This is a genomic window from Trinickia diaoshuihuensis (assembly GCF_003390925.1).
GTDB classification, from domain to species: Bacteria; Pseudomonadota; Gammaproteobacteria; order Burkholderiales; family Burkholderiaceae; genus Trinickia; species Trinickia diaoshuihuensis.
Genome location: NZ_QUBS01000074.1, coordinates 1 through 25,280 on the forward strand (window position 1 = coordinate 1; position 25,280 = coordinate 25,280).

Annotated in this window: 26 protein-coding genes and 1 pseudogene; 17 read left to right on the plus strand and 10 right to left on the minus strand. The window is 64.1% G+C overall.

Translation table 11 applies throughout. From position 1 onward, the window contains the following. Window positions 1-283 (plus strand): annotated as a pseudogene (locus DXT59_RS14885) (hypothetical protein); the annotation flags it as partial. Between the two features lie 84 nt (window positions 284-367). Continuing rightward, a complete protein-coding gene (locus DXT59_RS14890; RefSeq protein WP_116137666.1) occupies window positions 368-793 on the plus strand; it encodes a CBS domain-containing protein in 426 nt (141 codons plus the stop codon). A gap of 48 nt (window positions 794-841) precedes the next feature. On the opposite strand, the gene tkt is transcribed toward DXT59_RS14890, so the two are convergent. Continuing rightward, window positions 842-2,935 (minus strand): transketolase, encoded by a 2,094-nt coding sequence (gene tkt / locus DXT59_RS14895; protein ID WP_116137667.1) that lies wholly within the window; start codon window positions 2,933-2,935, stop codon window positions 842-844. A gap of 251 nt (window positions 2,936-3,186) precedes the next feature. Here tkt and DXT59_RS14900 point away from each other — a divergent pair, with 251 nt between their 5' ends. Together DXT59_RS14900 and DXT59_RS14905 are read left to right on the plus strand one after the other, a co-directional pair. Beyond that, a complete protein-coding gene (locus DXT59_RS14900; protein ID WP_116137668.1) occupies window positions 3,187-3,420 on the plus strand; it encodes a DUF2795 domain-containing protein in 234 nt (77 codons plus the stop codon). A gap of 65 nt (window positions 3,421-3,485) precedes the next feature. Continuing rightward, window positions 3,486-3,983, plus strand: a complete 498-nt coding sequence (locus DXT59_RS14905) for a PRC-barrel domain-containing protein (protein WP_116137669.1) — start codon at window positions 3,486-3,488, stop codon at window positions 3,981-3,983. A gap of 87 nt (window positions 3,984-4,070) precedes the next feature. Here the strand turns inward: DXT59_RS14905 and DXT59_RS30635 are convergent, their stop codons facing one another. Then, window positions 4,071-4,241 (minus strand): hypothetical protein, encoded by a 171-nt coding sequence (locus DXT59_RS30635; protein WP_162878091.1) that lies wholly within the window; start codon window positions 4,239-4,241, stop codon window positions 4,071-4,073. A 598-nt stretch (window positions 4,242-4,839) separates the two neighbouring features. Here DXT59_RS30635 and DXT59_RS14910 point away from each other — a divergent pair. The 3 genes from DXT59_RS14910 (at window position 4,840) to treF (ending at window position 7,901) form a co-directional block, all read left to right on the plus strand. Further along, complete coding sequence (locus tag DXT59_RS14910) at window positions 4,840-5,040, plus strand: hypothetical protein (RefSeq protein WP_116137670.1); 201 nt, start codon at window positions 4,840-4,842, stop codon at window positions 5,038-5,040. Between the two features lie 102 nt (window positions 5,041-5,142). Then, window positions 5,143-5,886 (plus strand): acetoacetyl-CoA reductase, encoded by a 744-nt coding sequence (phbB, locus tag DXT59_RS14915; protein ID WP_116137671.1) that lies wholly within the window; start codon window positions 5,143-5,145, stop codon window positions 5,884-5,886. Window positions 5,887-6,158: 272 nt separating this feature from the next. Then, entirely contained in the window at window positions 6,159-7,901 is a 1,743-nt protein-coding gene (gene treF / locus DXT59_RS14920; RefSeq protein WP_116137715.1) for an alpha,alpha-trehalase TreF, read from the plus strand. Between the two features lie 33 nt (window positions 7,902-7,934). Here treF and DXT59_RS14925 read toward each other — a convergent pair whose 3' ends face one another. Continuing rightward, on the minus strand, window positions 7,935-8,258 hold the full coding sequence (locus DXT59_RS14925) for a chemotaxis protein (RefSeq protein ID WP_116137672.1): 324 nt from the start codon (window positions 8,256-8,258) through the stop codon (window positions 7,935-7,937). Between the two features lie 149 nt (window positions 8,259-8,407). Here DXT59_RS14925 and DXT59_RS14930 point away from each other — a divergent pair, with 149 nt between their 5' ends. Continuing rightward, window positions 8,408-8,617 (plus strand): hypothetical protein, encoded by a 210-nt coding sequence (locus DXT59_RS14930; protein WP_116137673.1) that lies wholly within the window; start codon window positions 8,408-8,410, stop codon window positions 8,615-8,617. A 136-nt stretch (window positions 8,618-8,753) separates the two neighbouring features. Further along, window positions 8,754-9,278, plus strand: a complete 525-nt coding sequence (locus DXT59_RS14935) for a PRC-barrel domain-containing protein (protein ID WP_116137674.1) — start codon at window positions 8,754-8,756, stop codon at window positions 9,276-9,278. Between the two features lie 99 nt (window positions 9,279-9,377). Here the strand turns inward: DXT59_RS14935 and DXT59_RS14940 are convergent, their stop codons facing one another. The 7 genes from DXT59_RS14940 to DXT59_RS14970 all read right to left on the minus strand — a co-directional run bounded on the left by DXT59_RS14940 (window position 9,378) and on the right by DXT59_RS14970 (window position 15,465). Continuing rightward, window positions 9,378-9,710: a hypothetical protein gene (locus DXT59_RS14940; RefSeq protein WP_116137675.1), complete on the minus strand. Its 333-nt coding sequence runs from the start codon at window positions 9,708-9,710 to the stop codon at window positions 9,378-9,380. 94 nt (window positions 9,711-9,804) lie between these two features. Continuing rightward, window positions 9,805-11,139 carry a c-type cytochrome gene (locus DXT59_RS14945; RefSeq protein ID WP_116137676.1) on the minus strand — a complete coding sequence of 445 codons (1,335 nt, stop codon included), beginning with the start codon at window positions 11,137-11,139 and terminating at the stop codon, window positions 9,805-9,807. A 25-nt stretch (window positions 11,140-11,164) separates the two neighbouring features. After that, window positions 11,165-11,581 carry a hypothetical protein gene (locus DXT59_RS14950; protein WP_116137677.1) on the minus strand — a complete coding sequence of 139 codons (417 nt, stop codon included), beginning with the start codon at window positions 11,579-11,581 and terminating at the stop codon, window positions 11,165-11,167. A gap of 4 nt (window positions 11,582-11,585) precedes the next feature. Then, complete coding sequence (locus DXT59_RS14955; RefSeq protein WP_116137678.1) at window positions 11,586-12,200, minus strand: cytochrome c oxidase subunit 3; 615 nt, start codon at window positions 12,198-12,200, stop codon at window positions 11,586-11,588. Between the two features lies 1 nt (window position 12,201). Beyond that, window positions 12,202-14,211, minus strand: a complete 2,010-nt coding sequence (gene ctaD, locus DXT59_RS14960) for a cytochrome c oxidase subunit I (RefSeq protein WP_116137679.1) — start codon at window positions 14,209-14,211, stop codon at window positions 12,202-12,204. A gap of 10 nt (window positions 14,212-14,221) precedes the next feature. Then, complete coding sequence (gene coxB, locus DXT59_RS14965; RefSeq protein WP_116137680.1) at window positions 14,222-15,184, minus strand: cytochrome c oxidase subunit II; 963 nt, start codon at window positions 15,182-15,184, stop codon at window positions 14,222-14,224. Between the two features lie 11 nt (window positions 15,185-15,195). Further along, entirely contained in the window at window positions 15,196-15,465 is a 270-nt protein-coding gene (locus tag DXT59_RS14970) for a hypothetical protein (RefSeq protein WP_162878090.1), read from the minus strand. A gap of 197 nt (window positions 15,466-15,662) precedes the next feature. On the opposite strand from DXT59_RS14970, the gene DXT59_RS14975 reads away from it, so the two are divergent. The 8 genes from DXT59_RS14975 (at window position 15,663) to DXT59_RS15010 (ending at window position 25,277) form a co-directional block, all read left to right on the plus strand. Further along, window positions 15,663-16,850, plus strand: a complete 1,188-nt coding sequence (locus tag DXT59_RS14975) for an HlyD family secretion protein (protein WP_116137682.1) — start codon at window positions 15,663-15,665, stop codon at window positions 16,848-16,850. Between the two features lie 19 nt (window positions 16,851-16,869). Next, complete coding sequence (locus DXT59_RS14980) at window positions 16,870-18,435, plus strand: DHA2 family efflux MFS transporter permease subunit (protein ID WP_116137683.1); 1,566 nt, start codon at window positions 16,870-16,872, stop codon at window positions 18,433-18,435. 1 nt (window position 18,436) lies between these two features. Next, window positions 18,437-20,041 (plus strand): efflux transporter outer membrane subunit, encoded by a 1,605-nt coding sequence (locus DXT59_RS14985; protein WP_116137684.1) that lies wholly within the window; start codon window positions 18,437-18,439, stop codon window positions 20,039-20,041. 99 nt (window positions 20,042-20,140) lie between these two features. Continuing rightward, window positions 20,141-21,313, plus strand: coding sequence for an enolase C-terminal domain-like protein (locus DXT59_RS14990; protein ID WP_116137716.1), 1,173 nt, complete (start codon window positions 20,141-20,143; stop codon window positions 21,311-21,313). A gap of 25 nt (window positions 21,314-21,338) precedes the next feature. Beyond that, window positions 21,339-22,295 (plus strand): hypothetical protein, encoded by a 957-nt coding sequence (locus tag DXT59_RS14995; protein ID WP_420823392.1) that lies wholly within the window; start codon window positions 21,339-21,341, stop codon window positions 22,293-22,295. Further along, window positions 22,292-22,987, plus strand: coding sequence for a gluconate 2-dehydrogenase subunit 3 family protein (locus DXT59_RS15000; RefSeq protein ID WP_116137686.1), 696 nt, complete (start codon window positions 22,292-22,294; stop codon window positions 22,985-22,987). The genes DXT59_RS14995 and DXT59_RS15000 overlap by 4 nt, the downstream gene beginning before the upstream one ends. Continuing rightward, complete coding sequence (locus DXT59_RS15005) at window positions 22,977-24,620, plus strand: GMC family oxidoreductase (protein ID WP_116137687.1); 1,644 nt, start codon at window positions 22,977-22,979, stop codon at window positions 24,618-24,620. Before DXT59_RS15000 ends, DXT59_RS15005 begins: the two co-directional genes overlap by 11 nt. A 78-nt stretch (window positions 24,621-24,698) precedes the next feature. Further along, window positions 24,699-25,277 (plus strand): DUF3005 domain-containing protein, encoded by a 579-nt coding sequence (locus DXT59_RS15010; protein ID WP_116137688.1) that lies wholly within the window; start codon window positions 24,699-24,701, stop codon window positions 25,275-25,277. The last annotated feature ends 3 nt before the right edge of the window (window positions 25,278-25,280 follow it).

Consider the following 25,280-nt stretch of genomic DNA (forward strand, 5'->3'; position numbering starts at 1 on the left):
GGGCGGCGGGACCGCGGGTGCGGCGGGCGGTGCGGGCGGCGGAACGCGCGGCGGGACGGGCGTGGCGCCGAGCGGCAACACGCTCGAGCAGCCGGGCGTTCAGCCGGGCATGAACGGCGCGAATTCCAGCGGCGGCTACGGCAGCCCCGGCGCTACCGGATCGGAATCGGGCCGGACCTCGGGCCGCTACAGCAAATCACGCAATATGAACCAAAGCCCGTCCAATAGCACGGGCGGGTATTCGCCTCAGCAAGAGGGGCAAACGCCCAACGGGCAGCAATAACCCGTAGCGCGCGTCGCCGATGGGTCGCGAACGCGACCTATCCGCCGGCCCATCGGCGCCCGCATTCAGCGAAGGAGAGTCGTTATGACGAGAGTTTCCGAAGTAATGACGCGCGACGCCGCCACGCTGGCGCCGAACGCCACCATGCAAGCCGCGGCAAAAATGATGGACGAGCTCAACGTGGGCGCGTTGCCGGTGTGCGACGGGCACAAGCTCGTCGGCATCGTCACCGACCGCGATATCGTCGTGCGCGCGGTCTCGGCCGGCATGGACCCCAACTCGCCCGTGCAGAGCATCGCGAGCGGCCCCATCGCCTGGTGCTTCGACGACGACGACGTGCAAGACGTGCAGCGCAAGATGGCCGAGCAGCAGATTCGCCGGCTACCGGTGGTCGACCACGAAAAGCACTTGGTCGGCATCGTGTCGCTCGGCGACCTGGCGACGAACGCCGACGGCAACATGTCCTCGACGCTAGGCGCGGTGTCCTCGCCGTCGGCACCCGATCGATAAAAAAGAATTCAGGGCGAACACGCCGGTAGCCCGGTCGGTGTTCAACCGTCAATTTCCGCCCGGCGGTCCTGAAGACGATATCACACGCGCGATCTGCCGTTTTGCCGCTTCATAGACGTGGTCGGGCGTGAACCCGAATTTGCTTTGCAGGTCGCGCATCGGCGCCGAGGCGCCGAACGTATGCATCGCGATCGTCTCGCCCCTGTGCCCCACGTATCGATCCCACCCGAGCGACGCTCCCTGCTCGACGGCAACGCGCGCATCGACATCGGGAGGGAGCACGGAGTCTTTGTACGCTTGATCTTGCAGTTCGAATACGTCCCAGGACGGCATCGATACCACGCGCGCGGCCACGCCTTCTTGCGTTAGGCGTTCGTACGCCTGCATGCATACGTGGACCTCGCTTCCCGTGGCGAGCAGCAAGACCGCCGGAGCCTCCCCGTTCGGCGGGTCGGCAAGCACGTAGGCGCCGCGCCGTACCCCTTGCGCGTCGGCGTAGCGCTTGCGATCGAGCGTCGGCAGCGGTTGACGCGACAGCACCAGTGCGGTCGGACGCCGGTGCGCCGATAGCGCCATGCGCCAGGCTTCGGTCACCTCGTTGGCATCCGCCGGCCGCAGCACCGTCAGACCCGGGACAGCCCGAAGCGAAGCGAGCTGCTCCACCGGTTGATGGGTCGGACCGTCTTCGCCGAGCCCGATGGAGTCGTGCGTGAAGACGAACACGACCGGAACCTCCATGAGCGCCGCAAGCCGAAGCGGCGGCTTCATGTAGTCGCTGAAGATCAAGAACGTGCCCGTGTAGGGTCTTAAGTTCGACAACGCGAGTCCATTCGCGACGGCGCCCATCGCGTGCTCGCGCACCCCGAAATGCAAATTCCGCCCTTGCCGGTCGTCCGCCGAGAAACTGCCCGCGCCGTCGAATTTCAGCAAGGTTTTCGTCGAGGGGGCGAGATCGGCGGCGCCCCCGAGAATCCAGGGCACGCGTGGTGCGATCGCGTTGAGGACCTCGCCCGACGACGCGCGCGTCGCCTCGCCCTTCGGATCGGCATCGAACGTCGGCAACTCGGCGTCCCAACCGTCGGGCAGCGCGTGAGTTTCGATCAGATCCAATTCGCGCGCCAGCTCCGGGTACTGCCGTGCGTATTGCGCGAGCGCCGCGTGCCACGCTTGCCGCGCTTGGGCGCCACGCGCCCCGACGCCTTCGGCGAACCGTTCGTGAACATGGGGCGGGACATAGAACTGCTTTTCCTCGGGCCAGCCGTAAGCGCGCTTGGCCAGCGCGACTTCCTCTTCGCCCAGCGCATCGCTATGCGCAGCCGAGGTACCCTGCTTGTGCGGAGCGCCCCAGCCGATGACGCTTTTCACGACGATCAGCGTCGGCGCGTCGGTCATGCGAGCCGCATCGGTCAGCGCGGCATCGACGGCATCGAGATCGTTGGCGTCTTCCACGGTCAACGTATGCCAGCCATATCCTCTGAAGCGCGCCTCCACGTCGTCGCTATAGGCGAGATCGGTCTGCCCTTCGATCGTCACGCGGTTGCTGTCGTAGATCCACGTGAGATTGGACAGACGCAAATGTCCCGCTAGCGAAGCGGCTTCATGCGAGATACCTTCCATCAAATCGCCGTCCCCGGCCAATGCGTAGACGCGGTAGTCGAATAGGTCGAACCCTTCGCGGTTATATCGCGCGGCGTACCAACGAGAGGCGATGGCCATTCCGACGCTATTGCCGAGTCCCTGTCCGAGCGGGCCCGTGGTCGTCTCCACGCCGGTCGTCATGCGGTACTCCGGATGCCCGGGCGTTTTACTGTCGAGTTGGCGGAAACGGCGAATATCGTCGAGCGATACCGCCGGCGCCTGCGTCGCGCATCCCGCGTCGTCCACCGCTTTGACGCCGGCCAAATGCAGGATCGAATAGAGCAGCATCGACGCGTGGCCGACCGATAAAACGAAGCGATCTCGATTGGGCCAAAGCGGTTCGCTCGGGTCGTAGCGCAAATGACGTTGCCAAAGCTGATAGACGACCGGTGCCAACGCCATCGGCGCGCCGGCGTGACCGGAATTGGCCTTTTGCACGGCATCCATCGACAACGTGCGAATCGTATCGATACAAAGCTTGTCGAGTGCGGGGTCTGAGTGCATTCCAAACGTCCTCTTCGAGGGTTGCAACGGAACAAGCGGAACGAGCAACGCCCATACCCATGGGGCCCCGCTGCAATAGCTGCATCACCGGTGCAGGTTTTACGAAAGCGCGCGCCGCAGCCTTACTCCGCTATTGCGCCACCCCTATACAGCGGCCCTCCAGCCGCCGCGAGCCACCAGCGGATGCATCGATACAAGGAACGCTCGTTGCTTGATTCCGGGTGTGTTCAACCGCAACGAAGGAGGCATGTATGGCCCAGCATCCGGCCCACTCCCAAGACCATCGACACCCCGGCCAACCGTCGCCGGTCGCCGTCCAGAAAGCACTGGCGGGCGTCGACTACCCGACCACGCGGGAGCACCTGGCCGAGACCGCGCGCAGCCACCACGCGGACCGCGAAATCGTCGAACTGCTCGACCGCCTTCCCGATAAGAACTACGACAGCCCCGCTGCCGTGTCCAAGGCGATCGCGCAAGTGCAGTAGGCGCCGGGCGAGCGCGAGAAGCGACGTCGACCCACAGTCATAGACCGTCATCAAAGGAGGACATCATGAGCATTTCACCCGATCCGATCGGCAGTCGCGGCGAGACCCGCATCGTCGGCAAAGGCAGTCAGACGGCAGAAGGCCCAGGCCCCTACGTCATGGCGGCAAGCACGCTGGACGGCGACAAGGTCATGAGTTCCGACGGCGAGGATGTCGGCAAGATCAAGGAAATCATGTTGGACGTCTACACCGGGCGGATTGCCTACGCCGTCATGTCGAGCGGCGGCTTTCTCGGCATCGGCGACAAGCTGTTGGCGATCCCGTGGAGCGCTCTGACTTTGGACACGGACCGCAAGTGCTTCTTGCTTTCGGTGACGAGCGAGGCCGTCAAGAACGCTCCGGGCTTCGACAAGGATCACTGGCCTGCCATGGCCGATGTCGCCTGGGCAAGCGAGCTGCATGATTACTACCGCACTTCGCCATACTGGGATTCGAACATGGAGCGAGTCGAAACCACGGGCGCTGCATCCGGAACCACGCCCGATCGCAGCGGGCACCACTAAGTAAGTATCGCCGAGGCTCGAAGCGCCGGCCGCGACCCCACGGGCGCGGCCGGCGCCCGCCCATTGCCGACGCGGGCGAGGCTCGCCTCACCCTCCGCCGATACCCTGCAACACGCGGCCCGTGCCGCCGCAAATCGTGCAGGGCTGCCCCTCCACCATTCCGGTTCCCCGGCACACGCGGCACGGACTCTCGCCGACGCCCGGTGCGTCGGGCGGCGCTTCATCTCCAGGACGGTTCGGTTCTTGGCTCTCTTGCATGGGCATGGTCCTCCGTGAATGGGCGCGGCTGGCCCGCGCCGCCGTTAGCTGCGGGCGAGCAAATACCGGGCCGGCCGCCCCTTGGGACCCGAAATGTGGATACACACGATTGTGACGAACGAATTAAATCGATTCGCATTAACGGTAAGCGAACATTTCCGAAAGCCAATGAAAAGGAGGATTTCATTTCCACCCATCAAAACAAATGGGGCGATAGACAAAGGCCGCTCTTCCATATTGCGAACTGGCGAAGACGGTATTAGTATTGCGCCAACCACGAATCAGGACCCGGTGCCACCCAACCAGTCGGGCATTCGAAACAATTACCGGATCGACGCAGGATGCGTGCCTGCGGCGGGTAATTAGTACCTTTCGTGTTCCATAGAAAAAATTATTCTTCGAAAACGTTTTATAGCGTCATATGAATAGCCATTCCGATCGCCCAGTTTTTTTGATTTATGGCCCGGAGTTCTTTCCGGTTTTACTCAGCGCTTTTCGCCGACGAAGTAATTGATGCGGGACGACCGGCGCAACCGGTACCACGTCCCACTACTGATCCCGAGATCGATCGACTATCTTTGTTCCATTGGAGAGCAGCATGCTGAGCCCACACGAACTCGCCACATTGATGTTGGTTAGGGACGCCCCCGACCAAATCGGCGACCGCGCCGAGCTGAGCACTTTGCTCGAGCGCCATTTGATCGCGCTCGAGCAACCCGCCGAAGAAGTCGGGATGCCGCGACCGCGCATCACCGAAAACGGCAACTCGATTCTCGAAGCCTGCTCGCGCCTGCGGTAAGGGCGGGAGGGGGTTCTCGCAACGCGGCGAGATGGCAGTGAGCGGCACATCGCGCCGCCTTACGTTTCACTTCGTCAAACGCGCATCGAAGGAGAATCGAAGATGACCAAAAGACTTGCCCTCGTCACCGGCGGCATGGGCGGCATCGGCGAAGCGATCAGCATCAGATTGCACGATGTCGGCCATGCCGTCGTCGTCACCTATTCGCCGAGCAACACCGGCGCCGACGACTGGCTCGCAAAAATGGAAGCGTCCGGCCGGCAGTTCAGAGCGTATCCCGTCGACGTGGCCGACTACGATTCGTGCGAACGCTGCGCGGCTCAGATCAAAGCCGAGATCGGCCCGATCGACATCCTGGTCAACAACGCGGGCATCACGCGCGATTCGAGCTTCAAGAAGCTCGACAAGGGGGGATGGGACGCGGTGTTGCGCACGAACCTCGACTCGGTCTTCAACATGACTAAGCAGTGGTACGAAGACATGACGGCGCGCGGCTGGGGGCGCATCGTCAATATCTCGTCGGTCATCGGCTGCAAAGGCGGCTTCGGGCAAACGAACTACGCCGCGGCCAAGGCGGGGATGCACGGGTTCACGAAATCGCTCGCGCTCGAAGTCGCGCGCAAGGGCGTGACCGTCAACACCGTCTCCCCGGGCTTTATCGCGACGCGCATGGTCACCGCCGTCCCCGATGAGATCATGCAATCGAAGATCCTGCCGGAAATCCCCGTCGGCCGCCTCGGGCAACCCGAGGAAGTCGCGGCGCTCGTGGCCTACCTCTGCTCGCAAGAAGCCGCTTTCGTCACGGGCGCGAACATCTCCATCAATGGCGGACAGCATTTGCAGTAAAGCGCGCCGCCGCGGCAACGTTATCGAACCATACGGCCGAGCGCGGCTTGCATCGCGCTGACGGCCCATCCACGCCGACCGGTACGCCTCTCGCCTCGCAGCCGGTCCGAGTCGCGCCGTGCGCCGGAGGTTTTTCGCGCGCGGCGCGCTCGTATGCGCTCCGGCATGTCGCTTGCACCGCCGCCCGCGTCGATCCCGCGAGCCGGGCGCACCGGCGCGCGCCCCGGCCGCGCGGCATCGGCACCTATATCCATTACGAAAGGATCAGCCCTATGCGCTTTGCCCCCGCGCGTGCCGCGCTCGCCGCTGCCTTGCTTGTCGCCGCAACCTGCGGTGCCGCCAAACCGGGATTCGAGCCGATCGGAACAGTGGCGGCCGGCGAGCCTGCTCAAGCCGCAAGCGAGATTCCGGCGAGCCCACCCGCGCCGGCCTCCTCCGTCGCCGCGCCACCGTCGGAAAGCCTTGGCGATCTGTACCGCGACGTCGAACTGGCTCGCCTGTTCCCGGACAGCAAGACGTTCGCCGACATGATCCCGAAGGAGCCGCCCGAGAAGATCGTCGCGGCCTATCATGCGGCGCGCCAGCAAACTGGCTTCGACTTGCGCAAGTTCGTCGCGGCGCACTTCGAGACGCCTTCACGCGAAACGCGCCCCTATGCGTCGGATCCGAAGCAAACGGTCGTGCAGCATATCGATACGCTCTGGAATGTCCTCACCCGCGACCCCGACACGGCGCCGAACCCCTGGTCGTCGCTCTTGCCGCTGCCCGCGCCTTACGTGGTGCCGGGCGGGCGCTTCGACGAAGTCTATTACTGGGATTCATATTTCATTATGCTCGGCCTCGTCGCCAGCGGCCGGCACGATCTCGCCGATGACGAGCTCAAGAACTTCGCCGCGCTGATCGACCGTTACGGCCACATTCCCAACGGCAACCGGACCTATTACCTGAGCCGTTCGCAGCCGCCGTTTTTTTCGCAAATGGTGGGGCTGCTCGCCGAGCACGAAGGCGAGAGCATCTATCTGCAATACTTGCCCGAACTCAAAGCCGAGTACGACTACTGGATGAGCGGCGCGGCATCGTTGGCGCCGGGTCAGGCGACGCGTCACGTCGTCCGGCTGACCGACGGTACCGTGCTCAATCGCTACTGGGACGAGCGCGCCGCGCCGCGCGACGAGTCGTATCGCGAGGACGTGCTCACGGCGCGCTCGATGCCCCAGCGCGAGCCGGGCGAGCTGTGGCGCGATCTGCGCGCGGGTGGCGAAACCGGATGGGACTTCAGTTCGCGCTGGTTTGCCGACGACCGTACGCTCGCCACGATCGACGTCACTTCGCTCGTTCCCGTCGACCTCAACGCCTTGCTCTACGGCCTCGAGCGGACGCTAGCGAAGGCCTATCGGCTGCAAGGCGACGCCTCGCGCGCGGAGAACTTCAACGCACGGGCCACGGCGCGCGCCGAAGCGATTCGCCATTGGTTGTGGGATCCGCGCATCGGCGCGTTCGCCGACTACGATTTCGTGCGCGGCAAATCGCACGGCCGATTGACGGCCGCCACCGCCTATCCGTTGTTCGCGGGCGTGGCGTCGCGGCAACAGGCGATCGCCGTGGCGCAATCCATCAAGCGGGGTTTGCTGCGGCCCGGCGGCATAGCGACGACCGAGGTCCACACCGGCCAACAGTGGGACGAACCGAACGGTTGGGCACCGCTGCAGTACCTTGCGGTCGTCGGGCTGCGGCGTTATGGGGAAAGCGCGCTCGCGCGTACCATCGCGACGCGCTGGATCCGAACCAACGTCGATTACTACGCGCGCACCGGCAAGCTCGTCGAGAAATACGATATTGGCCGCAACGCCGGGCACGAAGCGGCCGGAGGCGGCGAGTATCCGTTGCAAGACGGGTTCGGCTGGACCAACGGCGTCTTGCGAGCGTTGTTGCTGCTCTACCCGAACGCCGTCGATATCGACCGGGCGGTTCCGGCCGCCGTCAGCAACGCGAGCGAGGCCGGCGCCGCGCACTGAGCGCCGCGAACCGCGGCCCGCTCGCGCCTGTGCTCAAGGTTCTAAGTCGGCGTCGGGCAAGTTCGGCGTTTCGATATGATCGGGCTCGATGTCGGCATCCTCGGTCAACGTGGAATCGCCGTCGGCGGACGAGCGCTCGCCGGTGCCGGCTCGGTCCGTGTCGCTTGCAAGCTCGGCATCGCCAAGCTCCAACGCGTGTTCGTCGAGCTCGGTGTCTTTGTCGAAATCGTGCCGCTTCGCGCCGGCGATATCGCTGCCGCTATCGGACGAGTCGCTCGGCCCCAATGCCCCGGTTTCGCGCCCGCTCGTCTCGGACTCGCCGCTTTGCGGAAAATTGTCTGGATCCAGCGTGCTCATGTCGATCTCCCTCATTTGAATCGAACCTCTCGAAGTCGAGCAATGCCCGCGCCTACGCTTGCCTCCTTGGCGAGGCACCGCTCCGGCACGGGCGATGCGACATCGCCCGTTACCCGCAGACCCAGTAGTCCTTATCTCGAAGGAGGACGATGATGAACGTTCACGCAGGACAATCGCACGACGAGCGCATCGCCGCGCGTAAGGGAGAAAAGCCGCGCTCCCTGGAACAGCCCGGCGGCGAGATGGCCGTCGAAGGCACGCAGGCCGATGCCACACACAGTTGCGGCGAACTATCGGAAGCCGGCAAGGCGGTGTGGCGCAGCGGAGCCGGCATGGACAACAGCGGCAAGAGCGGCTAGGCGGCCGAGGGCAACGCATGCGCGTGGAACGGCCGTTGCTTGCCCATAAGTCGCTGTTAAGCGCGGCGATAGGTGGGAGTAAGGGTTCAACCGCCACCGCCGCCAACGCTCAACCGTATTCGAAAGGAGATACGCTATGCGCACCCACAGCACCTCGACCACGGGGACCCCGCAAGGCGCACGCATCGTCGGCAAGGGTACCGAAACGGCGTCGGGCCCAGGTCCGGACGTCATGGCCGCAAGCACATTGGACGGCGACAAGATTCTCAGCACGGACGGCGAGGAAGTCGGCAAGGTCAAGGAGATCATGCTCGACGTTCAAGCGGGCCGCATCGCCTATGTCGTTATGTCGAGCGGCGGCTTTTTGGGCATCGGCGACAAGCTGCTCGCCATCCCCTGGAATGCACTGACGCTGGACACGACGCGTAAATGCTTCCTGGTGTCGCTCTCGTCCGAACTCATCAAGAATGCACCCGGGTTCGACAAGCAGCACTGGCCTTCGATGGCGGACGCCACGTGGGCGACCTCCGTGCACCAATACTACGGGCGCGAGCCGTATTGGCGCAGCCTAGGCGCTGACGACGAGTACGAGTCCGATTACGATGCCGCGCGCGACGACCTTGATCCGGACGCGCCCGAAGCGGGCGGCGTCAAGCTGTAGCCGATTCGTCGCGAAACGCGTCGTGAAGTTCGCCGTACGGCTTTAAAACGCAGCGGCCGCCCCGGGTGAGCGGCCGCCGCGCCTTTAGCGCATCGCCGGTCAGGGCTTCGTCGAAGAAGCCGCTTCCGGATTGCTTGCCGCGGTCGCGCCGCGATGATGGCGATGGTGATGCTTCTTATGCTTGTGCTTCGTCTGGGTCGCATCGCTGCCCGAGGCGTCGTCCGTCGACGGTGACGCCGTCATGCCGGGAGTGTTCGTCGATGCGCCGGCCGAACCGTTGGCGCCCTCGCTTCCCGGCGGTTGCTGCGCGCCCGGCGTTCCCGGTCCGTTCGAATTGCCGCCCGACTGCGCGAACGAAGGGGCCGTCGACAAACCGAGGGCGGCGACGAGGGCCGATGCGATCAGTGTCCGATGCGCGATGCATAATTTCATGGAATCACCTCCTTAAAATACAACGGCCATTGCGGCCCGGGGCACGCCGCTCGATAGTCGGCGCAGGAGTCGTATCACTCGCAATGCGCATGCCTTAACGCCGCAGCTTTTCGCGCAACTTTTCGACCTCGCGTGGCGCGACGGGCTGCGCCTCGTTGCCCCACGCATTGCGGACGAACGTCAGCACGCGCGCCATCTCCGTATCGTTTAGCTTGCCGAGAAACGAAGGCATACGCTGGGGCTTGGGTCCATCGTTGGTTTCGGGACTTCGGCCGCCGTCGATCAGCAAACGAATCAGCGAGGTCGCCTGCGGCGCGACGACGACCGGATTGCCCGCAAGCCGCGGGTATTTGCCGGGCTCGCCACGGCCGTCGGCATGATGGCAACGCGCGCAGAACGCGTTGTAGAGGCCCGCGCCCGGATATTCGATCGAGCCGGTGCGCAGGACGTTGACGGTCGCATTGCCCCGCGCCGGGTCGGCCTCCACGTGCCCGCTCGCTTGCCGGGGCGGCAGCGATTTCAAGTAGGTGGCGATCGCGTGGAGGTCGTCGTCGGTCATGTATTGGCCGCTGTCCTCGACGACTTCGACCATGCTGCCGAACGCGGTCAGCGATGCGCCGTGACCGTGCTTCAGGAAGGCGGCGATATCCTCGGCCGATACTCCGCCGAGCCCCGAATCGGGATCGCCCGTGAGATTCGGCGCAAACCAGTTGTCGTTGGTGCCGCCCGTCAAGTAGCGCCGGTCGCCGTCGCTGAGTCCTCTTTCCTCGTAGGCAGGGCCTCGTGGCGTGTGACACGCCCCGCAGTGGCCCAGCCCCTGCACGAGATACGCACCTCGGTTCCACTCGACGCTTCGATCGGTGCGTGGCGAAAAGCGCTCATGCGGCGCGAACAGTTCGGCCCAGACCGCCAAGCCCCAGCGCTGATTGAAGGGAAACGGCAACTTCGTTTTCGGTACCGCCGCGGCAACCGGCTTCACCCCATGCATGAAATAGGCGTAGAGCGCGTGCATATCGTCGTCGCTGATCTTCGAGAGCGACGGAAACGGCATGGCCGGATACAGATGCTTACCGCCCGGCGCGATGCCGTCGCGCACGGCGCGTTCGAAGTCTTCGTAACTGAAACGGCCGATCCCATAGACAGGATCCGGCGTGATGTTGCTCGTCCAAATGGTGCCGAAGGGCGAACCCATCGGCAGGCCGCCCGCGAAAGCCGGCGAAGGTTTGGGCGGCTGGCCCGTCGGCGCGTTCGTATGGCAGCCCGCGCAGTCGCCCAGCTTGGCGAGATATGCCCCCTTCGCGATGAGCGCCGAGTCCGCGGCGCCGGCCGCATCGCTCGCGCGGCACGCCGGCGCAAAGGCCAACGCGCATGCCACGGCGTACCATGCGAAGCCGCGTCCGAGCGCACGAACGCTCAAGCCGAAAGCCATAGTCCCCTCTTCATGGTTCGTGGCGTCAGGTACATGCCGAAACGAGCCCGGTGGCGATATCGGTTGCAACGAGCGCGAACAGAAACAGCACGCTGGCCATCAGCCCCATTCGCGCCACGAACGCCTCGCCTTCCACCCTCGTATCGGTCGCTTCGGGCGTTTGGCTTCGCCGCGCCCGCGTGAGCCGCCGCCAATTGCGCCAAGCGAGCCACGTACCGAAGACGCCGACGAACAGCATCAGGCCGCTCATCCCGGCCACGCTCCAGCCGATGGCCGGGGCCAGGGGAATACGCAACGGCACGTTGTGAGGAAAACACGTGTAGGCAATCACCGTCTCGCCCGCGCAAATTTGAATCAGCCAGGCCGCCGGCGTCGCCAACACGCCGGCCGTCAGCGCCAGTACCGAAATGGGCCCGTCGTGGCCCGCGCGATCCGCTTGCATTTCGCTAGAACCAATAGGGCGTCAAATAAAGCGTCGTGAAAATGAACAGCCACACCACGTCGACGAAGTGCCAATAAAGGCTGCCGATCGTGAGCGCGGCATGACGGCGTTCGTCGAAATAGCCGAGCGCCGTCCAGCAGCCTAGAAGCACGAGGACGACGATACCGACGAGCACGTGCGCCAAATGGAAAGCCGTGATCGTGAAATAGAGCGATCCGTACAAATGCGAGGTCGGGCCGTACGGATGGTCGTGCCACTCGTGCAGTTGAATGCCGACGAAGACGATGCCGAGCACGACGGCAACCGCCATCGACGCGCTCGCCCAGCGCTTGCGCCGGCGCCGCACGAAGCGTTCGCATAACCAGGCGAACACGCTGCTGGAGAGGAGAATCGCCGTGTTGACCGAGGACAGCCCGAGTCTAGGCAGCCCTTCCGGCGGCCAGTGCGCCGTTTGCTGCACGGCCAGATACAAATACGCAAAGATCAGGTAGCCGAATAACGAAGCTTCGGTCGCGATCAGCATGATGCAGCCGAGCATGCCGCTCGCGCGCTCGCCCGCGCTGCCGACGGGCAACGTCTCGGCGGGATGCAGCAGGACGGCTTGAGCGTCGTCGCTCATCTCACGCCTCCTCGACCGGCTGCGGTTCGCGCTGGATCAATGCGCGCCGGGGCCATAGCCAAACCGCGATCGCGAGGCCGCATGCCAGCGTCATCGCCAAGGACGCCCCCCACCATCGCATCCCAAGCGCGGCGAACAGCAGGGCCGAAAACAAAGCCAAGAAGAACGGCGCGTACGAATCCTCCGGCATCTTCAGAATGACGTGGGGCTTGCCGCTCAGCGCCGTCGTCCCCAACGCCTCGCGCCCTTGCGTGAGCAGATAGCCCTCATCGAGATGCGAGCGAGCGGCGGCGGGCTTGTCCGCTTCCTCTTGCATGCGCGCTTCCCATAGAGGATGACGGCTCGCAACGATCGGCAGCACGGCGAAGTTGTACGGCGGGGGCGGCGAGGAGACGGACCATTCGAGCGAAGGCGCATCCCAAGGATTGTTCCCCGCGACGGGGCCGCGCTTCAAGCTATACAGGATGTCGGCGAGGAAAACGAGAATCCCGAGAGCGAATACGAACGAGCCGATCGACGAGAGCATGTTCACCGAATTCCATCCCATGTCGGAGGCGTACGTATAGATTCTGCGCGGCATGCCCAGCAGCCCCGCGATATGCATCGGAAAGAAACCGAGATTGAAGCCGACGAACATCAACCAGAATGCGATCTTGCCGACCCGTTCGCTCATCATGCGGCCCGTGAATTTCGGAAACCAGAAATACGTGCCGCCCACGACGGGAAAAACGTTGATGCCGATCAGCACGTAATGCAGATGCGCGACGACGAAGTAGGTATCGGTCAATTGCCAGTCGAGCGGCACGGCCGCCGTCATCACGCCCGATACGCCGCCGATCACGAACAGCAGCACGAAACCCGCGAAAAAGAAGAACGGGACGCGCCACACCGGACGGCCTAGCCAGATCGTGGCGATCCAGGCGAAGGTCGCGACCGCGCTCGGGATCGAGATGATCATGCTGGCCGAACCGAAGAACGCCAGGGCGAGCGGCGGGATACCCGTCGCGAACATATGATGAATCCAGACGACGAAGCCGATCACCATCGTCGCCACGGTCGAAATCGCAACGGGGCCGTAACCGACGAGCGGGCGCCGGCAGAACACCGGCAGCGCATCGGAAACGATGCCCATCGCCGGCAGCACGACGACATAGACCCAAGGATGCGCGAAGACCCAGAACAAATGCTGCCAAAGCAAGGCCCGCCCGCCCCCGCCCGTCACATCGAAAAAGTGCGTGCCGATTCGCCGGTCGAGCCACAACAGCAGAAAGGCCAGGCTCACCGAGGGCACCGCGAATAGATTGCCGACGGAGATCGTGAGAGTGCCCCAGACCAGCACCGGAATGCGATCGATCGACATGCCGGGTGCGCGCATCCGCAAGAGCGTCACGACGAAGTTCGCCGCGCCGACCGAGGTCGACACGCCGAGCAAAATCATTCCGAGCGCGTAGACATCGATGTTCGGCCCGGGATCGTAGGTGAGGCTGGAGAGCGGAACGTAATTGAACCAGCCGGCGTCGGCGCCTTGACCGAGCGGAAAACTCGCATATAGAAAAATACCGGCGAATAAAAAGACCCAGTACGACAACGCGTTGAGCCGTGGAAACGCCATGTCGCGCCCGCCCAGCACGAGCGGCCAAAGGTAGTTCGAAAAACCCGACAGCACGGGCAGCGCGTAAAGAAAAATCATCGTCACGCCGTGCATCGTGAACAGTTGATCGTATTGTTCCGGCGTCAGCACGTGCGCATTGGGTCGAGCGAGTTGAACGCGCATGATCAGCGCCTCGACACCGCCGAGCACGAGAAACAAAAACGCCGTCACGAGGTAGCGCAAACCGATCGTCTTATGATCGACGGTGGAAAGCCAGCCTCGCCAACCGGGGCGCGTCTCCCACATCTCGAGCAGCCGCGCCTTGCCTCGTTCGTCCAGCACGCCGCGCCGCAGAGGCCGTTCGAGGCGAACCGTTCCCGGCGGATCGCCGGGCAATGCGGAGATAGGCGTGCGCGACATGTCTCGTGGCTCAATGCAAGGTGGAGAGGTAGGCGTCGAGCGCGGCCGCATCGGCGGCCGACAGCGCAATCGACGGCATCAGGGAGTCGGGCTTGATGCGCTGCGCGTGCTCGATCCAATCGAGCCGATGCTCGGCGGTGTTCGTCATTTGGCCCGCCGCGATCAAGCGGCGCGAAGCCAAGTGCGTGAGATCGGGCGCCTGCATGCCGTCGGCCGGCGTGCCGCGCACCGAATGACATCCCGCGCACCGATCGGCGAACACGCGCTGGCCCGTGCGGACGTCGGGCGAATTCACCGGTTGCGCGACGCGAAGCTGCGCATCGCGCCATGCATCGAATCGAGCCTGCGGCTCGGCAACGACTTCGAATGCCATATGCGCGTGCTGCGAACCGCAAAACTGCGAGCATTGACCGCGATAAATTCCGGGCGTATCGGCCTCGATCCATTGAACGTTCGTTTGTCCGGGGATCATCTCGGTTTTGCCCGCGAGCCTCGGGGCCCAAAACGTATGAATGACATCGGCGCTCCGCAATTCGACTCGTACGGGAACGCCGACCGGAATGTGAATCTCGTTGGCGGTGACGAACGAGCGCGACGGATCGATGGCGTCGGGATAATCGACCTTCCACCACCAATCGTAGGCCGTCACCTCGATCGTCAGCCCGGTCTCTCGCGGCGGGGCCGCCACGGAGTCGAGCGTCGCCATCGCGTAGACGAGCGCGCCGAATAGCGCGACGCTCGATACCCCCGTACCGATGACGATCCAATTCAAGCCGCCCGCATCGGGCGGCAGCGAAGCGGACGTACCGGCGGGCGGCGGTGTGCGACGGCGGGTCATTGCGCCGATCAGGAGCGCGGCGATGATGACGATGACGGCCATTACGAGCGCGATCAACACCCATCCGAGCCGATAGGTCGGCGCGGATGCGGGGCCGGCCGCATGCAGCAGATACTGAAGCGGTGCGGCGCTCATTTATCGCGCGCTCATCCCGCGATACCGCTCATCCCGTTGTCGCTATCTCCGGTTGGATTGGCCTTGCCGCTCGCGCTGCCCTTCCCCGGAGAATCGTCGCTGCCGCCGCCGTCTTCGCTCGCGCCGCCCTCTCCCGGCTTCGGCGTTTGCTTCGGATCGATTCGCGTCGCGCCGCCGACCGCGGGCGGATCGCTGGCGGGAAACGTCTCGTCCACGCCATGATCGATGCGCTTTTCCTCGTGACTGGGTTCGCGACTGGTATTGCCGTTTCCGGTTGACATGACTTGCCCTCCCCTTTTGCGTGGAACGAGCATGTCGGCGCAAAGCCCATGCCAAGCGGCTACCTCGATCGATTCGGTTTACATCTCGTCATCAACCTGTCGGCGCTGCAAGGAATCGATTCGATTCGTAGCCGGCGTCTAATTGACAGGAACGCTCATTGCGTACGGTCGGGGAGTTCCGAGTTGGCGACCCTCCCATGTCCGAAACCGACGAATCCAAGCGCGACGATTCGCGCGCCGCTCGCGCGCATGACGGCGGCAATCAAGCAACCAGCGAGAAGCAAAGCAATGATCGAAATGACGGCAAAGACGACGCGAAGCACGGCGAAAACGATCAGAACGGTCACAAGTCGCGCAGCAAAAAGCCGCTGATCATATTGGCGGTCGTCGTCCTATTGCTTGCGATCGTCGCTTTTGTCTGGTGGTTCATGACGCGCAATCAAGAAAGCACCGACGACGCCTATACGGACGGCAATGCCGTGGCAATCGCGCCGAAAGTGGCCGGATACGTGGTCAATCTTGCGGTCAACGACAACGTCTACGTCCATAAGGGGCAATTGCTCGTCCAAATCGACCCGCGCGAATACGCGGCCCAAGTACACGAGGCGCAGGCTCAACTCGGTCTCGCCATTGCGCAATTGCAATCGGCTCAAGTGCAACTCGATATCGCGCGCGTCCGCTATCCCGCCGAATACCGGCAGGCACAGGCCCAAACGGATTCGGCCCGCGCCGATCTTCGGCAAGCGCAAGCCGCATATAACCGGGAACACAACGTCGATATCCGAGCCACCTCGCAGCAGAACATCGATGCGGCCGACGCGCGGGCGGCATCCGCGCGCGCCTCGGTCAAGCAGGCGCAGGCTCAGCTTGCCACGGCCGCGCTCGTCTCGCAGCAAATCCGGCAAGCGCTGGCAGCCGTGCAAGAGCGCCGGCAGCAGGTCGATCAAGCGCGCGCCCAACTCGAACAGGCGCAATTGAACCTCGCGTGGTGCGAAGTGCGTGCGCCGTCCGACGGATGGATCACGCGCCGCAACGTGCAATTGGGCACATACTTACAACCGGGTGCATCGCTTTTTTCAATCGTCACGCCGCAGATTTGGGTCGTCGCCAATTACAAGGAGTCGCAGCTCGATCAAATGCGCCCAGGCGATAAGGTATCCATCGATGTCGATGCTTACCCGAGCCTTAAATTGCATGGCCACGTCGACAGCATTCAGCAAGGCAGCGGTTCGCGCTTCTCGGCATTCCCCGCCGAAAACGCGACCGGCAATTTCGTGAAGATCGTGCAACGCGTACCCGTTAAGATCGTCATCGACAGCGGGATGCCGGCCGATCATCCGTTGCCGCTGGGCCTCTCTGTCGAACCGACCGTCTATCTCAAGTAACGCGCCCCCCGATCGAGCCATGCCCAACCAAAACTGGCAACCCAAAGCGAATCCCTGGCTGATCGCGATCGTCGTGACCTTGGCCGCGTTCATGGAAGTGCTCGATACGACCATCGTCAACGTCGCGCTGCCCCACATCGCGGGCACGATGTCGGCCAGTTACGATCAGGCGACATGGACGCTCACCTCCTATCTCGTCGCGAACGGGATCGTCCTGCCGATCTCCGCGTTTTTTGCGCGGATGCTCGGGCGCAAACGCTATTTCCTGCTTTGTATCGCCGCTTTCACGGTCTGCTCGTTCCTGTGCGGCATCGCGACCAATCTCGGCGAGCTCATCGTCTTTCGCGTGGCCCAAGGCTTTTTCGGCGGGGGGCTGCAACCGAACCAGCAATCGATCATCCTCGACACGTTTCCGCCCGCCCAGCGCTCGCGCGCATTCTCGATCTCGGCGATCGCGATCGTCGTCGCGCCCGTGCTCGGGCCTACGCTCGGCGGATGGATCACCGATCATTTTTCGTGGCGCTGGGTATTTTTGCTGAACGTTCCATTCGGCATCATCACGACGCTCGGCGTTCAACAACTCGTCGACGATCCGCCCTGGGCCGGCACCACGAACGAAAAGCTCTCCATCGACTACATCGGCATCGGCCTGCTCGCCATCGGTCTAGGCTGCCTGCAAGTCATGCTCGATCGCGGCGAAGACGAGGACTGGTTCTCCTCGCGTTTCATTCAGATATTCGCAGCGCTCGCCGTGGTGGGGCTCGTGGGCGCCGCCGTCTGGTTGGCTTACGCGCGCAAACCGGTCGTGAGTCTCGGTCCATTGAAAGACCGCAATTTCGCGCTGGGCTGCATCGCAATGGCCGCATTCGCCATGGTCTTGTATGGCAGTTCGGTCTTGATTCCCCAACTCGCGCAACAGCGGCTCGGCTACACGGCCACGCTGGCCGGGCTCGTTTTGTCGCCCGGGGCGCTGCTGATCACGCTCGAAATCCCGATCATCAGCAAGCTCATGCCGCACATCGAGACGCGGTTCTTCATCGGCCTCGGCTTCGCCCTCCTCGCGGCCGCGCTGGCTTACGCGCATTGGCTCACGCCCAACGTCGACTATAAGACTTTGACGCTGATGCGCAGCGCGCAATCGATCGCCATCGGTTTCCTATTCGTGCCGACCACGGCGCTCGCCTACCTCAGCGTACCGCGCGAGCTCAACAACGATGCGTCGGCGCTGTTCACGATGTTCCGCAACGTCGCGGGTTCGATCGGCATTTCCGTTTCGACGGCGCTCGTTCAGGAACGCGCACAAGCGCGCATGGCGCATTTGGCGTCCCATATGACACCGCTCTCGCAGAACTTTACCGACGCGCTGAACGAGCGCGCGGCCACGATCTCGTCGCTGATGGGTCAGCCGCACGCCCAAGCGCTGCAGACGGCGAACGGACTCATGTATCAGACCTTCGTTTCGCAGGCCGCCATCCTCGCCTATATCGATGTCTTCGCGATGCTGGCCATCATGTGCGCCTTATGCGTACCGCTGATGTTCTTCTTCTCCCCGGTGAAGGCGGCCGGCGGCGCGGGAGGGCATTGAGATGGGAAGGTCTAAGTTCACTTCGAACCGTGCCGGGGTACCCGCACGGCTCATCGCCTGCTTGCTCGCATCCTCGGCGGCCGGATGCAGCGTCGGCCCCGACTATCATCCGCCCCAGGCCCATCTGCCGTCGAACTGGCACGCGCTCGCACCAGACCCGGCACGAGTTTCCGGCGGCGCGAGCGCGGCGCATGCGTCCGAAGGACCGGCCATGGTCGTCGATAGCGATCCCGATCCGCGTTGGTGGCGCAGCTTTCACGACAGCACGCTCGACGCGCTGATCGATCAAGCGCGCGCGGGCAATCTCGATCTGAAACAGGCGGTGCTGCGTATCGTCGAGGCCCGAACGCAAATGCAATCGACGGCGGCGCAAGGGTTGCCGAATCTTCGCGCGACCGCCAGTTATCAACGCGAACAACTCGGCCTCAAAGGGTTGCTGCAATCGAACGGCGTGTATAGCGGCGTCGATCGATTGGGCGCGCCCGATTCTCCGCTCAACGCCATCGCCCCCGGCTCGGGGCCCGTGTTGCAGCAGCGAGCGAACGATACGCTCGGGCAACTCACCTCGCCGATCAACTTGTGGCAAGCGGGATTCGACGCCTCGTGGGAGCTCGATTTGTTCGGCCGCGTGCGCCGCTCGGTGGAAGCGGCGTCGGCCGACGTCGATGCCGCTCGCGAAAGCCGCAACGACGCGTTGCTCTCGCTCGAGGCGGAGGTGGCGCAAACGTACCTGCAATTGCGCGGGGCGCAGGCGTCGCGCGACATTGCCGAGCGTCTCGCGAACGACGCGCGCGACACGCTGGCGTTGACCAAGAGCCAGGCTGCCGTCGGGCTGGCGAGCACGCTCGATGTGAAGCAAGCCGCGGCGGCGCTCGCGCAGGCCGAAGCGAACATTGCGCCGTTCGATGGGCAAATCGCCCAAGCGGCGAACGGGTTGGCATTACTGATCGGTGCGGAACCCGGTGCGCTCGACGCACAGTTGATGCAGCATGCGCCGTTGCCGGAATTGCCGCCTCGCGTCGCCATTGGGCTGCCGTCCACGCTCGCACGGCGCCGCCCCGATATCCGTCAGGCCGAGGCGCAATTGCATGCCGCGACGGCAACCGTGGGGGTAGCCGTGGCGCAGTTTTATCCCGACATTACGCTGACGGGCCAGATCGGCACGCGCGCGACGAACGCATCGGATTTGGCTCGCTGGTCGCATCTGTTCTATTCCTTCGGCCCGGCCGTTTCATTGCCGATCTTCGAAGGCGGCGCACTCGTGGCCAACTTGCATATGGCCGACGCGCGCCAGGCCGAGGCCGCGCTCGCCTATCGCCGCGCCGTGCTCGTCGCCCTGCGCGACGTCGATAACGCGCTCGCCGTTTATCGCAGCGACCTCACGCACCGCGATGCGCTCGCAACGGCCGTCGATACGCAGCGCAGCGCATTCGATCTCGCCAAGGAACGCTATGCGAAAGGATTCGTCAGCTTTTTGACGGTACTCGATGCGCAGCAGCAACTGTCGCAAGTGCAGGCCCAATTCGTACAAGCGCAAACGCAGGTCGCCACCGATCTCGTCGCGCTATACAAGGCGCTAGGCGGGGGATGGGAGAGCGCGGCATAACGCTTGCTCGATGATCCGCAGCAAACGGTACCGCGAGGAACGACCCATGCGGATCGTCGCTCGCTCCTTCCTATTCGATCCAATAGGACTCGCATGACGATGAGGTCTGCGTCGGACCATCCTTCGAACCATGCCGAGGCCCGCCTCGGCACTTCCCCGCCGGTTTTGAGCGACACGCTCGACGCCACGCCGATCGCTAGCGTGCACGCCCATGCCTACAAAATCCCAACGGATGCACCCGAGGCGGACGGCACGTTCGAATGGAATTCGACAACGCTCGTCGTCGTCGAGATCGAGGCAGGTGGGCGCGTGGGGCTCGGCTACACCTACACGGATGCCAGCGCCGTCGCCCTGATTCGCGACACGCTCTCCGACGTGCTGTTGCATCGGCACGCCGGTCGCATCCGCGCATTGACACAGCAGTTATGGCGGCGCGTGCGGAACATCGGCCGCTCGGGACTGGCGGCTACCGCGATTTCGGCGTTGGACTTCGCGCTGTGGGACTTGAACGCGCGGCTGCTCGACGCGCCGCTCGTGCAACTGCTCGGCGGCATGGCGCGCGAGCGCGTGCAGATCTATGGCAGCGGCGGCTTCACGAGTTACGACGACATGCGGCTGCGCGAACAACTGGCGCGCTGGGTGAACGAGGACGGCTGTCGCGCGGTGAAGATGAAGGTCGGCTCGCACCCCGAGCACGATCCGCAACGCGTCGCGGCGGCACGCGAGGCGATCGGCGACGCCGCCTTGTTCGTCGACGCGAATGGCGCGCTGACCGTGAACGGCGCGCTGCGGTGCGCCGAGCGATTCGCCGAACACGGCGTGGCATGGTTCGAGGAGCCCGTTTCGTCCGATGACCTCGACGGGATGCGACGCGTGCGCGATGCGGCGCCGGCCACGATGGATATCGCCGCCGGCGAGTACGCCTATACGAGCGACGACTTTCGCCGTTTGCTCGACGCGCAAGCGCTCGACGTTTTGCAAGCCGACGCCACGCGCTGCGGCGGCGTGACGGGTTTCATGCAAGCCGCGCAGCTCTGCGATGCGTGGCATATGCCTTTGTCGGCGCACTGCGCGCCCGCCTTGCACCGCCACTTGGCCGCCGCCGCGCCTTGCCTGCGCCATATCGAGTGGTTTCACGATCATGTCCGCATCGAGTCGATGCTCTTCGACGGTGCGCCGAAGCCCGACCACGGCACGATTGCACCGGATCTTTCGCGCCCCGGTTGCGGCTTGGAGTTCAAGCGAGCCGACGCCGCGCGTTTCGCCCTATGAACGGAGGCAAATATCGATGAATCGCATGGCCAGCGCTCTCGTCTCGGCATTAGGGGTCGCCGCCGGCGCCGCCGTGGCGGCAACCGTGATGAAATCCGCTGCCATGCGCGGCCCCGCGCCGGGCGCGCTACCCACGCGAGCGCTGCGCCTACTCGCTAACGCACCGCCAATCGACGCGCATATTCATGCCGCGCGCGCATTCAATCGGAGTTCCGCGTTGCTCGCCTGGTCGGCCCTCGCGGATTCCGCGATCGAACACTATCGCGGCTCGTTCGAAAACCGTGCGATGTACACGCCGCTCGTCGTCGGCACGCTCTCGCTCGCCGCCGGGGTGCATGGGGGCACCGATCACGTCGGCAGTCGCCATCCCATCCGCAATGCCATCTATCTGGCCGCTGCCGGCGTGGGTATCGCCGGAACGGGCTTTCACCTCTACAACGTGACCAAGCGGCCGGGCGGATTCAGTTGGCACAACTTGTTCTACGGCGCGCCGCTCGGTGCGCCCGTTGCACTGCTGCTGTCGGGCGCGCTCGGCGCCGTCGGAGAGCGGCTGCGCGACGAGCCCGGTCACGATCCGAGGCTATTGGGCATGCCCGCGGGACAGGCACTCGCCGTATTGGCGGCCGTCGGCATGGCCGGCACGATCGGCGAAGTCGCTTTGCTTCACTTCCGCGGCGCCTTCCAGCATCGCGCGATGTACGCTCCCTTGGTGATTCCGCCGACCGCCGCCGCGTTGCTCGCGCGTGCCGCCCTCGCCCCGCCACGGGCCAATTGGTGGACGCGCGTCTGGCTGCGCGCGACCGCCATGCTCGGCGCGATCGGCGTGGCGTTTCACGCGCGCGGCGTGGCGCGTCAACGCGGCGGCTGGCGCAATTGGTCGCAAAACGTGCTCAATGGGCCGCCGCTTCCCGCGCCGCCCAGCTTCACCGCACTTGCAACAGCCGGCCTCGCGGCGTTGCGTCTACGAGATACCGAACGATGAGCCAATCGAACGCATCACGCTATCCCGGTTACGACGTCCTGCTCAAGCGCGATACGCCATCATGGGACGAAGTCACTCGCACCGTCATCGACGAACGTCTCGCCACACGGAACGTGCCGCGTTATTGCAACGACGTTCAATGGCGGACGTTATCCGCGTTGTGCGCCGTGCTCGTGCCCCGCGCGTATCGGCGCGACGACACCCGCGCTCAGGGCGGAATACCTCGTTGGCGCGAACCGTTGGTGCCCGTCGCCGCGTTCGTGGACGCAAAGCTGGCCAAGGACGAACGCGAGGGTTATCGCGATGCGCGTATGCCGCCGCTTCGGGAGGCTTGGCGCATCGGCCTCGCCGCGCTCGACGCCGAAAGCCGCCTCGCCTACGGGGCCGGCTTCGCGGATATCGACGAGATCCGCCAACGCGAACTGGTCACGAAAATGCAGCGAGGCGAACTGAAGGATGCGTCTTGGGAAGGCATGCCCTGCGGCGTCTTTTTCAAACTGCGCGCATTGCATGACGTCTCCAATGCCTATTACTCGCATCCGCGATCGTGGAACGAGATCGGCTTCGGCGGTCCCGCCAATCCGCGCGGCTACGTACGGATGCAGGCGAATCGCCGCGATCCATGGGAGGCGGCGGAAGCGACGCCCGGAAACGAAGCGCGCGCGCTCGAGGAGAATCGCCGTGCGCGATGATGCTTTCCAAACGCCCCGCGGCAAAAACGGACGGGCACCCGACGTCTTCACGGTAGGCGGGTGGGTGCCGATGCGCGAATATCCGCAAGACGAGCCTATCGATTTTGCGATCGTCGGCACGGGCGCGGGCGGCGGCACGTTGGCCTGCCGCTTGGCGGAACACGGCTTCCGTGTCGTCGCGTTCGATGCGGGCGCTTGGTGGAGGCCGCTCGAGGAATTCGCCTCCGACGAAGCGCATCAAGCGAAGCTTTACTGGACCGACGAACGGATCTGCGACGGCGCGCAACCGCTCAAACTCGGCAGCAATAACAGCGGGAAGGCAGTGGGCGGCAGCACCGTCCATTTCGCGATGGTGTCGCTGCGGTTTCGGCCCGAGTGGTTCAAGTCGCGTTCCACGCTCGGCTATGGAGCCGACTGGCCGATCGATTGGCGCGAGATGTGGCGCTACTACGCATACGTCGAAGATGCCCTCAAGATCTCGGGGCCTGTCAACTACCCTTGGGGCCCGCACCGTCCTCGTTATCCATACCGGGCTCACGAGTTGAATGCCGCGGCGCTCGTGCTGGCGCGCGGCTGCGAAGCGCTCGGTATCCCCTGGTGTCCCACGCCGCTCGCCACGATTTCAGCGCCTCGCGGCAAAGCGCATCCTTGCGTCTACCGCGGCTTCTGTGTGTCCGGTTGCGCAACGAACGCCAAGCAGAGCGCGCTCGTCACCTGGATCCCGCGCGCGGTAAAAGCCGGAGCAGAGATTCGCGATTTGTCCATGGTGGGGCGCATCGCCGTCGACGATAACGACCGCGTGATAGGAGTCGAATATTTCCGCGAAGGACGTTGGCAATTTCAGCGAGCGCGCCACGTCGTCGTGGCGGGATATGCGATCGAGACGCCGCGCTTGCTGCTCATGTCGGCCACCCCGCGCTTCCCCGAGGGACTCGCGAATCGGTCGGGCCTCGTCGGTAAAAACTTGATGGCCCAGGCCAATCAGGCCGTGTGGGGAACGATGGACGAGGAGGTTCGATGGTACAAGGGGCCGCCCTCGCTCGCGATGACGGAGCATTGGAACTATACAGACGAGGGCAAGGATTTTCATGGCGGCTACTGTTACATGAGCCAAGGCCCGTTGCCTAACGCGTGGGCTGCCGTGCAAACGGGCCGCGGGCTTTGGGGCGATGCGTTGCACGACGAAATGGAAAAGTACAACCACCAAGCGGGGTTGAAAATCGTCGGCGAATCGCTGCCGCAGGAGATGAATCGCGTCACGCTCGCCGACGAGAAAGATGCCTACGGCCTGCCCATCGCGCGCGTCACGTATTCGCCCTGCGACAACGACAAGCGGCTCGTCGAGCACGCGCTCGATTTCATGAGCACGGCGCTGGAGGCGGCGGGTGCAAGGGATGTATGGCGCCAAGAAGACGATACGTGCCATTTGAACGGCACCGCCCGGATGGGAGACGATCCGCGCACGAGCGTCGTCAATGCCGATTGCCGTAGCTGGGACATTCCGAATCTGTGGGTCTGCGACGGGTCCGTCTTCCCGACGGTGGGCGGGGTCAATCCCTCGCTGACGATACAAGCCATTGCTTGCCGTACCGCCGACCGCATTGCGGCGCTGCGCGCTCGCGGGGAACTATAGGCTTTCATTGGCTCGGGAGATGGCACGCTCGTTGCGCGATTGATCGTAGGTTCGGTTCAATCATTCCGGAGATCAGCGATGGCAGAGAACGCGCAGAACAATCCGACGCAAGCTCAGCAAAATGAAATCGCGGCGAAGAGCCCGGCGAAGACGCCGGCCGCCGGCGGCCAGATGCCCGATGCAAAGACGCAGGGAAAGGAGTTCGGCAAGACCAAACGCGCGACGTCAGCCGAAGCGGTCGCCGCAAAAGATCCGGCGCCGTTGCCCGCGATCGAACATGGGATGAAGGACGCCGATAGCCCCGACCCCGTCGCCCGCGCGAACGCGCGGACCGTCTCGGTCGATAACGCGGGCATGGCTGCGTCGGACAATACGGTGGATACGGATGGGAAGGGTTTGGAAGCGAAGCGCGAAGCGTCGATGTGGCGCGACAACATCATCAACTCGAACGCGACACTTGAAAACAATATTCCCGTGCATCCCGACGGCCTCGTCGACTTGGACAGCCGCGTGGGAGGCAACTTGCCGATCGTCGCGACGCGAGAGGGATGGCGCGTGGCATATCACGGTACGGTGGATATCCCCGAACGTAATGGGACACGGGCCGAGCAAGTGTTTACGTTGGAGCGCACCGGCAACGGATTCTCACACGGGTGAACG

Excerpts from the sequence above, each read along its gene's own strand:
- DXT59_RS14950 (WP_116137677.1), bottom strand. The coding sequence starts at position 11,581 with ATGCAAGCGGATCGCGCGGGCCACGACGGGCCCATTTCGGTACTGGCG.
- ctaD (WP_116137679.1), bottom strand. The coding sequence starts at position 14,211 with ATGTCGCGCACGCCTATCTCCGCATTGCCCGGCGATCCGCCGGGAACG.
- phbB (WP_116137671.1), top strand. The coding sequence starts at position 5,143 with ATGACCAAAAGACTTGCCCTCGTCACCGGCGGCATGGGCGGCATCGGC.
- DXT59_RS14975 (WP_116137682.1), top strand. The coding sequence starts at position 15,663 with ATGTCCGAAACCGACGAATCCAAGCGCGACGATTCGCGCGCCGCTCGC.
- DXT59_RS14970 (WP_162878090.1), bottom strand. The coding sequence starts at position 15,465 with ATGTCAACCGGAAACGGCAATACCAGTCGCGAACCCAGTCACGAGGAA.
- DXT59_RS14890 (WP_116137666.1), top strand. The coding sequence starts at position 368 with ATGACGAGAGTTTCCGAAGTAATGACGCGCGACGCCGCCACGCTGGCG.
- DXT59_RS30635 (WP_162878091.1), bottom strand. The coding sequence starts at position 4,241 with ATGCAAGAGAGCCAAGAACCGAACCGTCCTGGAGATGAAGCGCCGCCC.
- DXT59_RS14980 (WP_116137683.1), top strand. The coding sequence starts at position 16,870 with ATGCCCAACCAAAACTGGCAACCCAAAGCGAATCCCTGGCTGATCGCG.
- DXT59_RS14955 (WP_116137678.1), bottom strand. The coding sequence starts at position 12,200 with ATGAGCGACGACGCTCAAGCCGTCCTGCTGCATCCCGCCGAGACGTTG.
- DXT59_RS14985 (WP_116137684.1), top strand. The coding sequence starts at position 18,437 with ATGGGAAGGTCTAAGTTCACTTCGAACCGTGCCGGGGTACCCGCACGG.
- DXT59_RS14930 (WP_116137673.1), top strand. The coding sequence starts at position 8,408 with ATGATGAACGTTCACGCAGGACAATCGCACGACGAGCGCATCGCCGCG.
- DXT59_RS14935 (WP_116137674.1), top strand. The coding sequence starts at position 8,754 with ATGCGCACCCACAGCACCTCGACCACGGGGACCCCGCAAGGCGCACGC.
- treF (WP_116137715.1), top strand. The coding sequence starts at position 6,159 with ATGCGCTTTGCCCCCGCGCGTGCCGCGCTCGCCGCTGCCTTGCTTGTC.
- DXT59_RS15010 (WP_116137688.1), top strand. The coding sequence starts at position 24,699 with ATGGCAGAGAACGCGCAGAACAATCCGACGCAAGCTCAGCAAAATGAA.
- tkt (WP_116137667.1), bottom strand. The coding sequence starts at position 2,935 with ATGCACTCAGACCCCGCACTCGACAAGCTTTGTATCGATACGATTCGC.
- coxB (WP_116137680.1), bottom strand. The coding sequence starts at position 15,184 with ATGAGCGCCGCACCGCTTCAGTATCTGCTGCATGCGGCCGGCCCCGCA.
- DXT59_RS14990 (WP_116137716.1), top strand. The coding sequence starts at position 20,141 with ATGAGGTCTGCGTCGGACCATCCTTCGAACCATGCCGAGGCCCGCCTC.
- DXT59_RS14995 (WP_420823392.1), top strand. The coding sequence starts at position 21,339 with ATGGCCAGCGCTCTCGTCTCGGCATTAGGGGTCGCCGCCGGCGCCGCC.
- DXT59_RS14900 (WP_116137668.1), top strand. The coding sequence starts at position 3,187 with ATGGCCCAGCATCCGGCCCACTCCCAAGACCATCGACACCCCGGCCAA.
- DXT59_RS15000 (WP_116137686.1), top strand. The coding sequence starts at position 22,292 with ATGAGCCAATCGAACGCATCACGCTATCCCGGTTACGACGTCCTGCTC.
- DXT59_RS14940 (WP_116137675.1), bottom strand. The coding sequence starts at position 9,710 with ATGAAATTATGCATCGCGCATCGGACACTGATCGCATCGGCCCTCGTC.
- DXT59_RS14925 (WP_116137672.1), bottom strand. The coding sequence starts at position 8,258 with ATGAGCACGCTGGATCCAGACAATTTTCCGCAAAGCGGCGAGTCCGAG.
- DXT59_RS14910 (WP_116137670.1), top strand. The coding sequence starts at position 4,840 with ATGCTGAGCCCACACGAACTCGCCACATTGATGTTGGTTAGGGACGCC.
- DXT59_RS14945 (WP_116137676.1), bottom strand. The coding sequence starts at position 11,139 with ATGGCTTTCGGCTTGAGCGTTCGTGCGCTCGGACGCGGCTTCGCATGG.
- DXT59_RS14905 (WP_116137669.1), top strand. The coding sequence starts at position 3,486 with ATGAGCATTTCACCCGATCCGATCGGCAGTCGCGGCGAGACCCGCATC.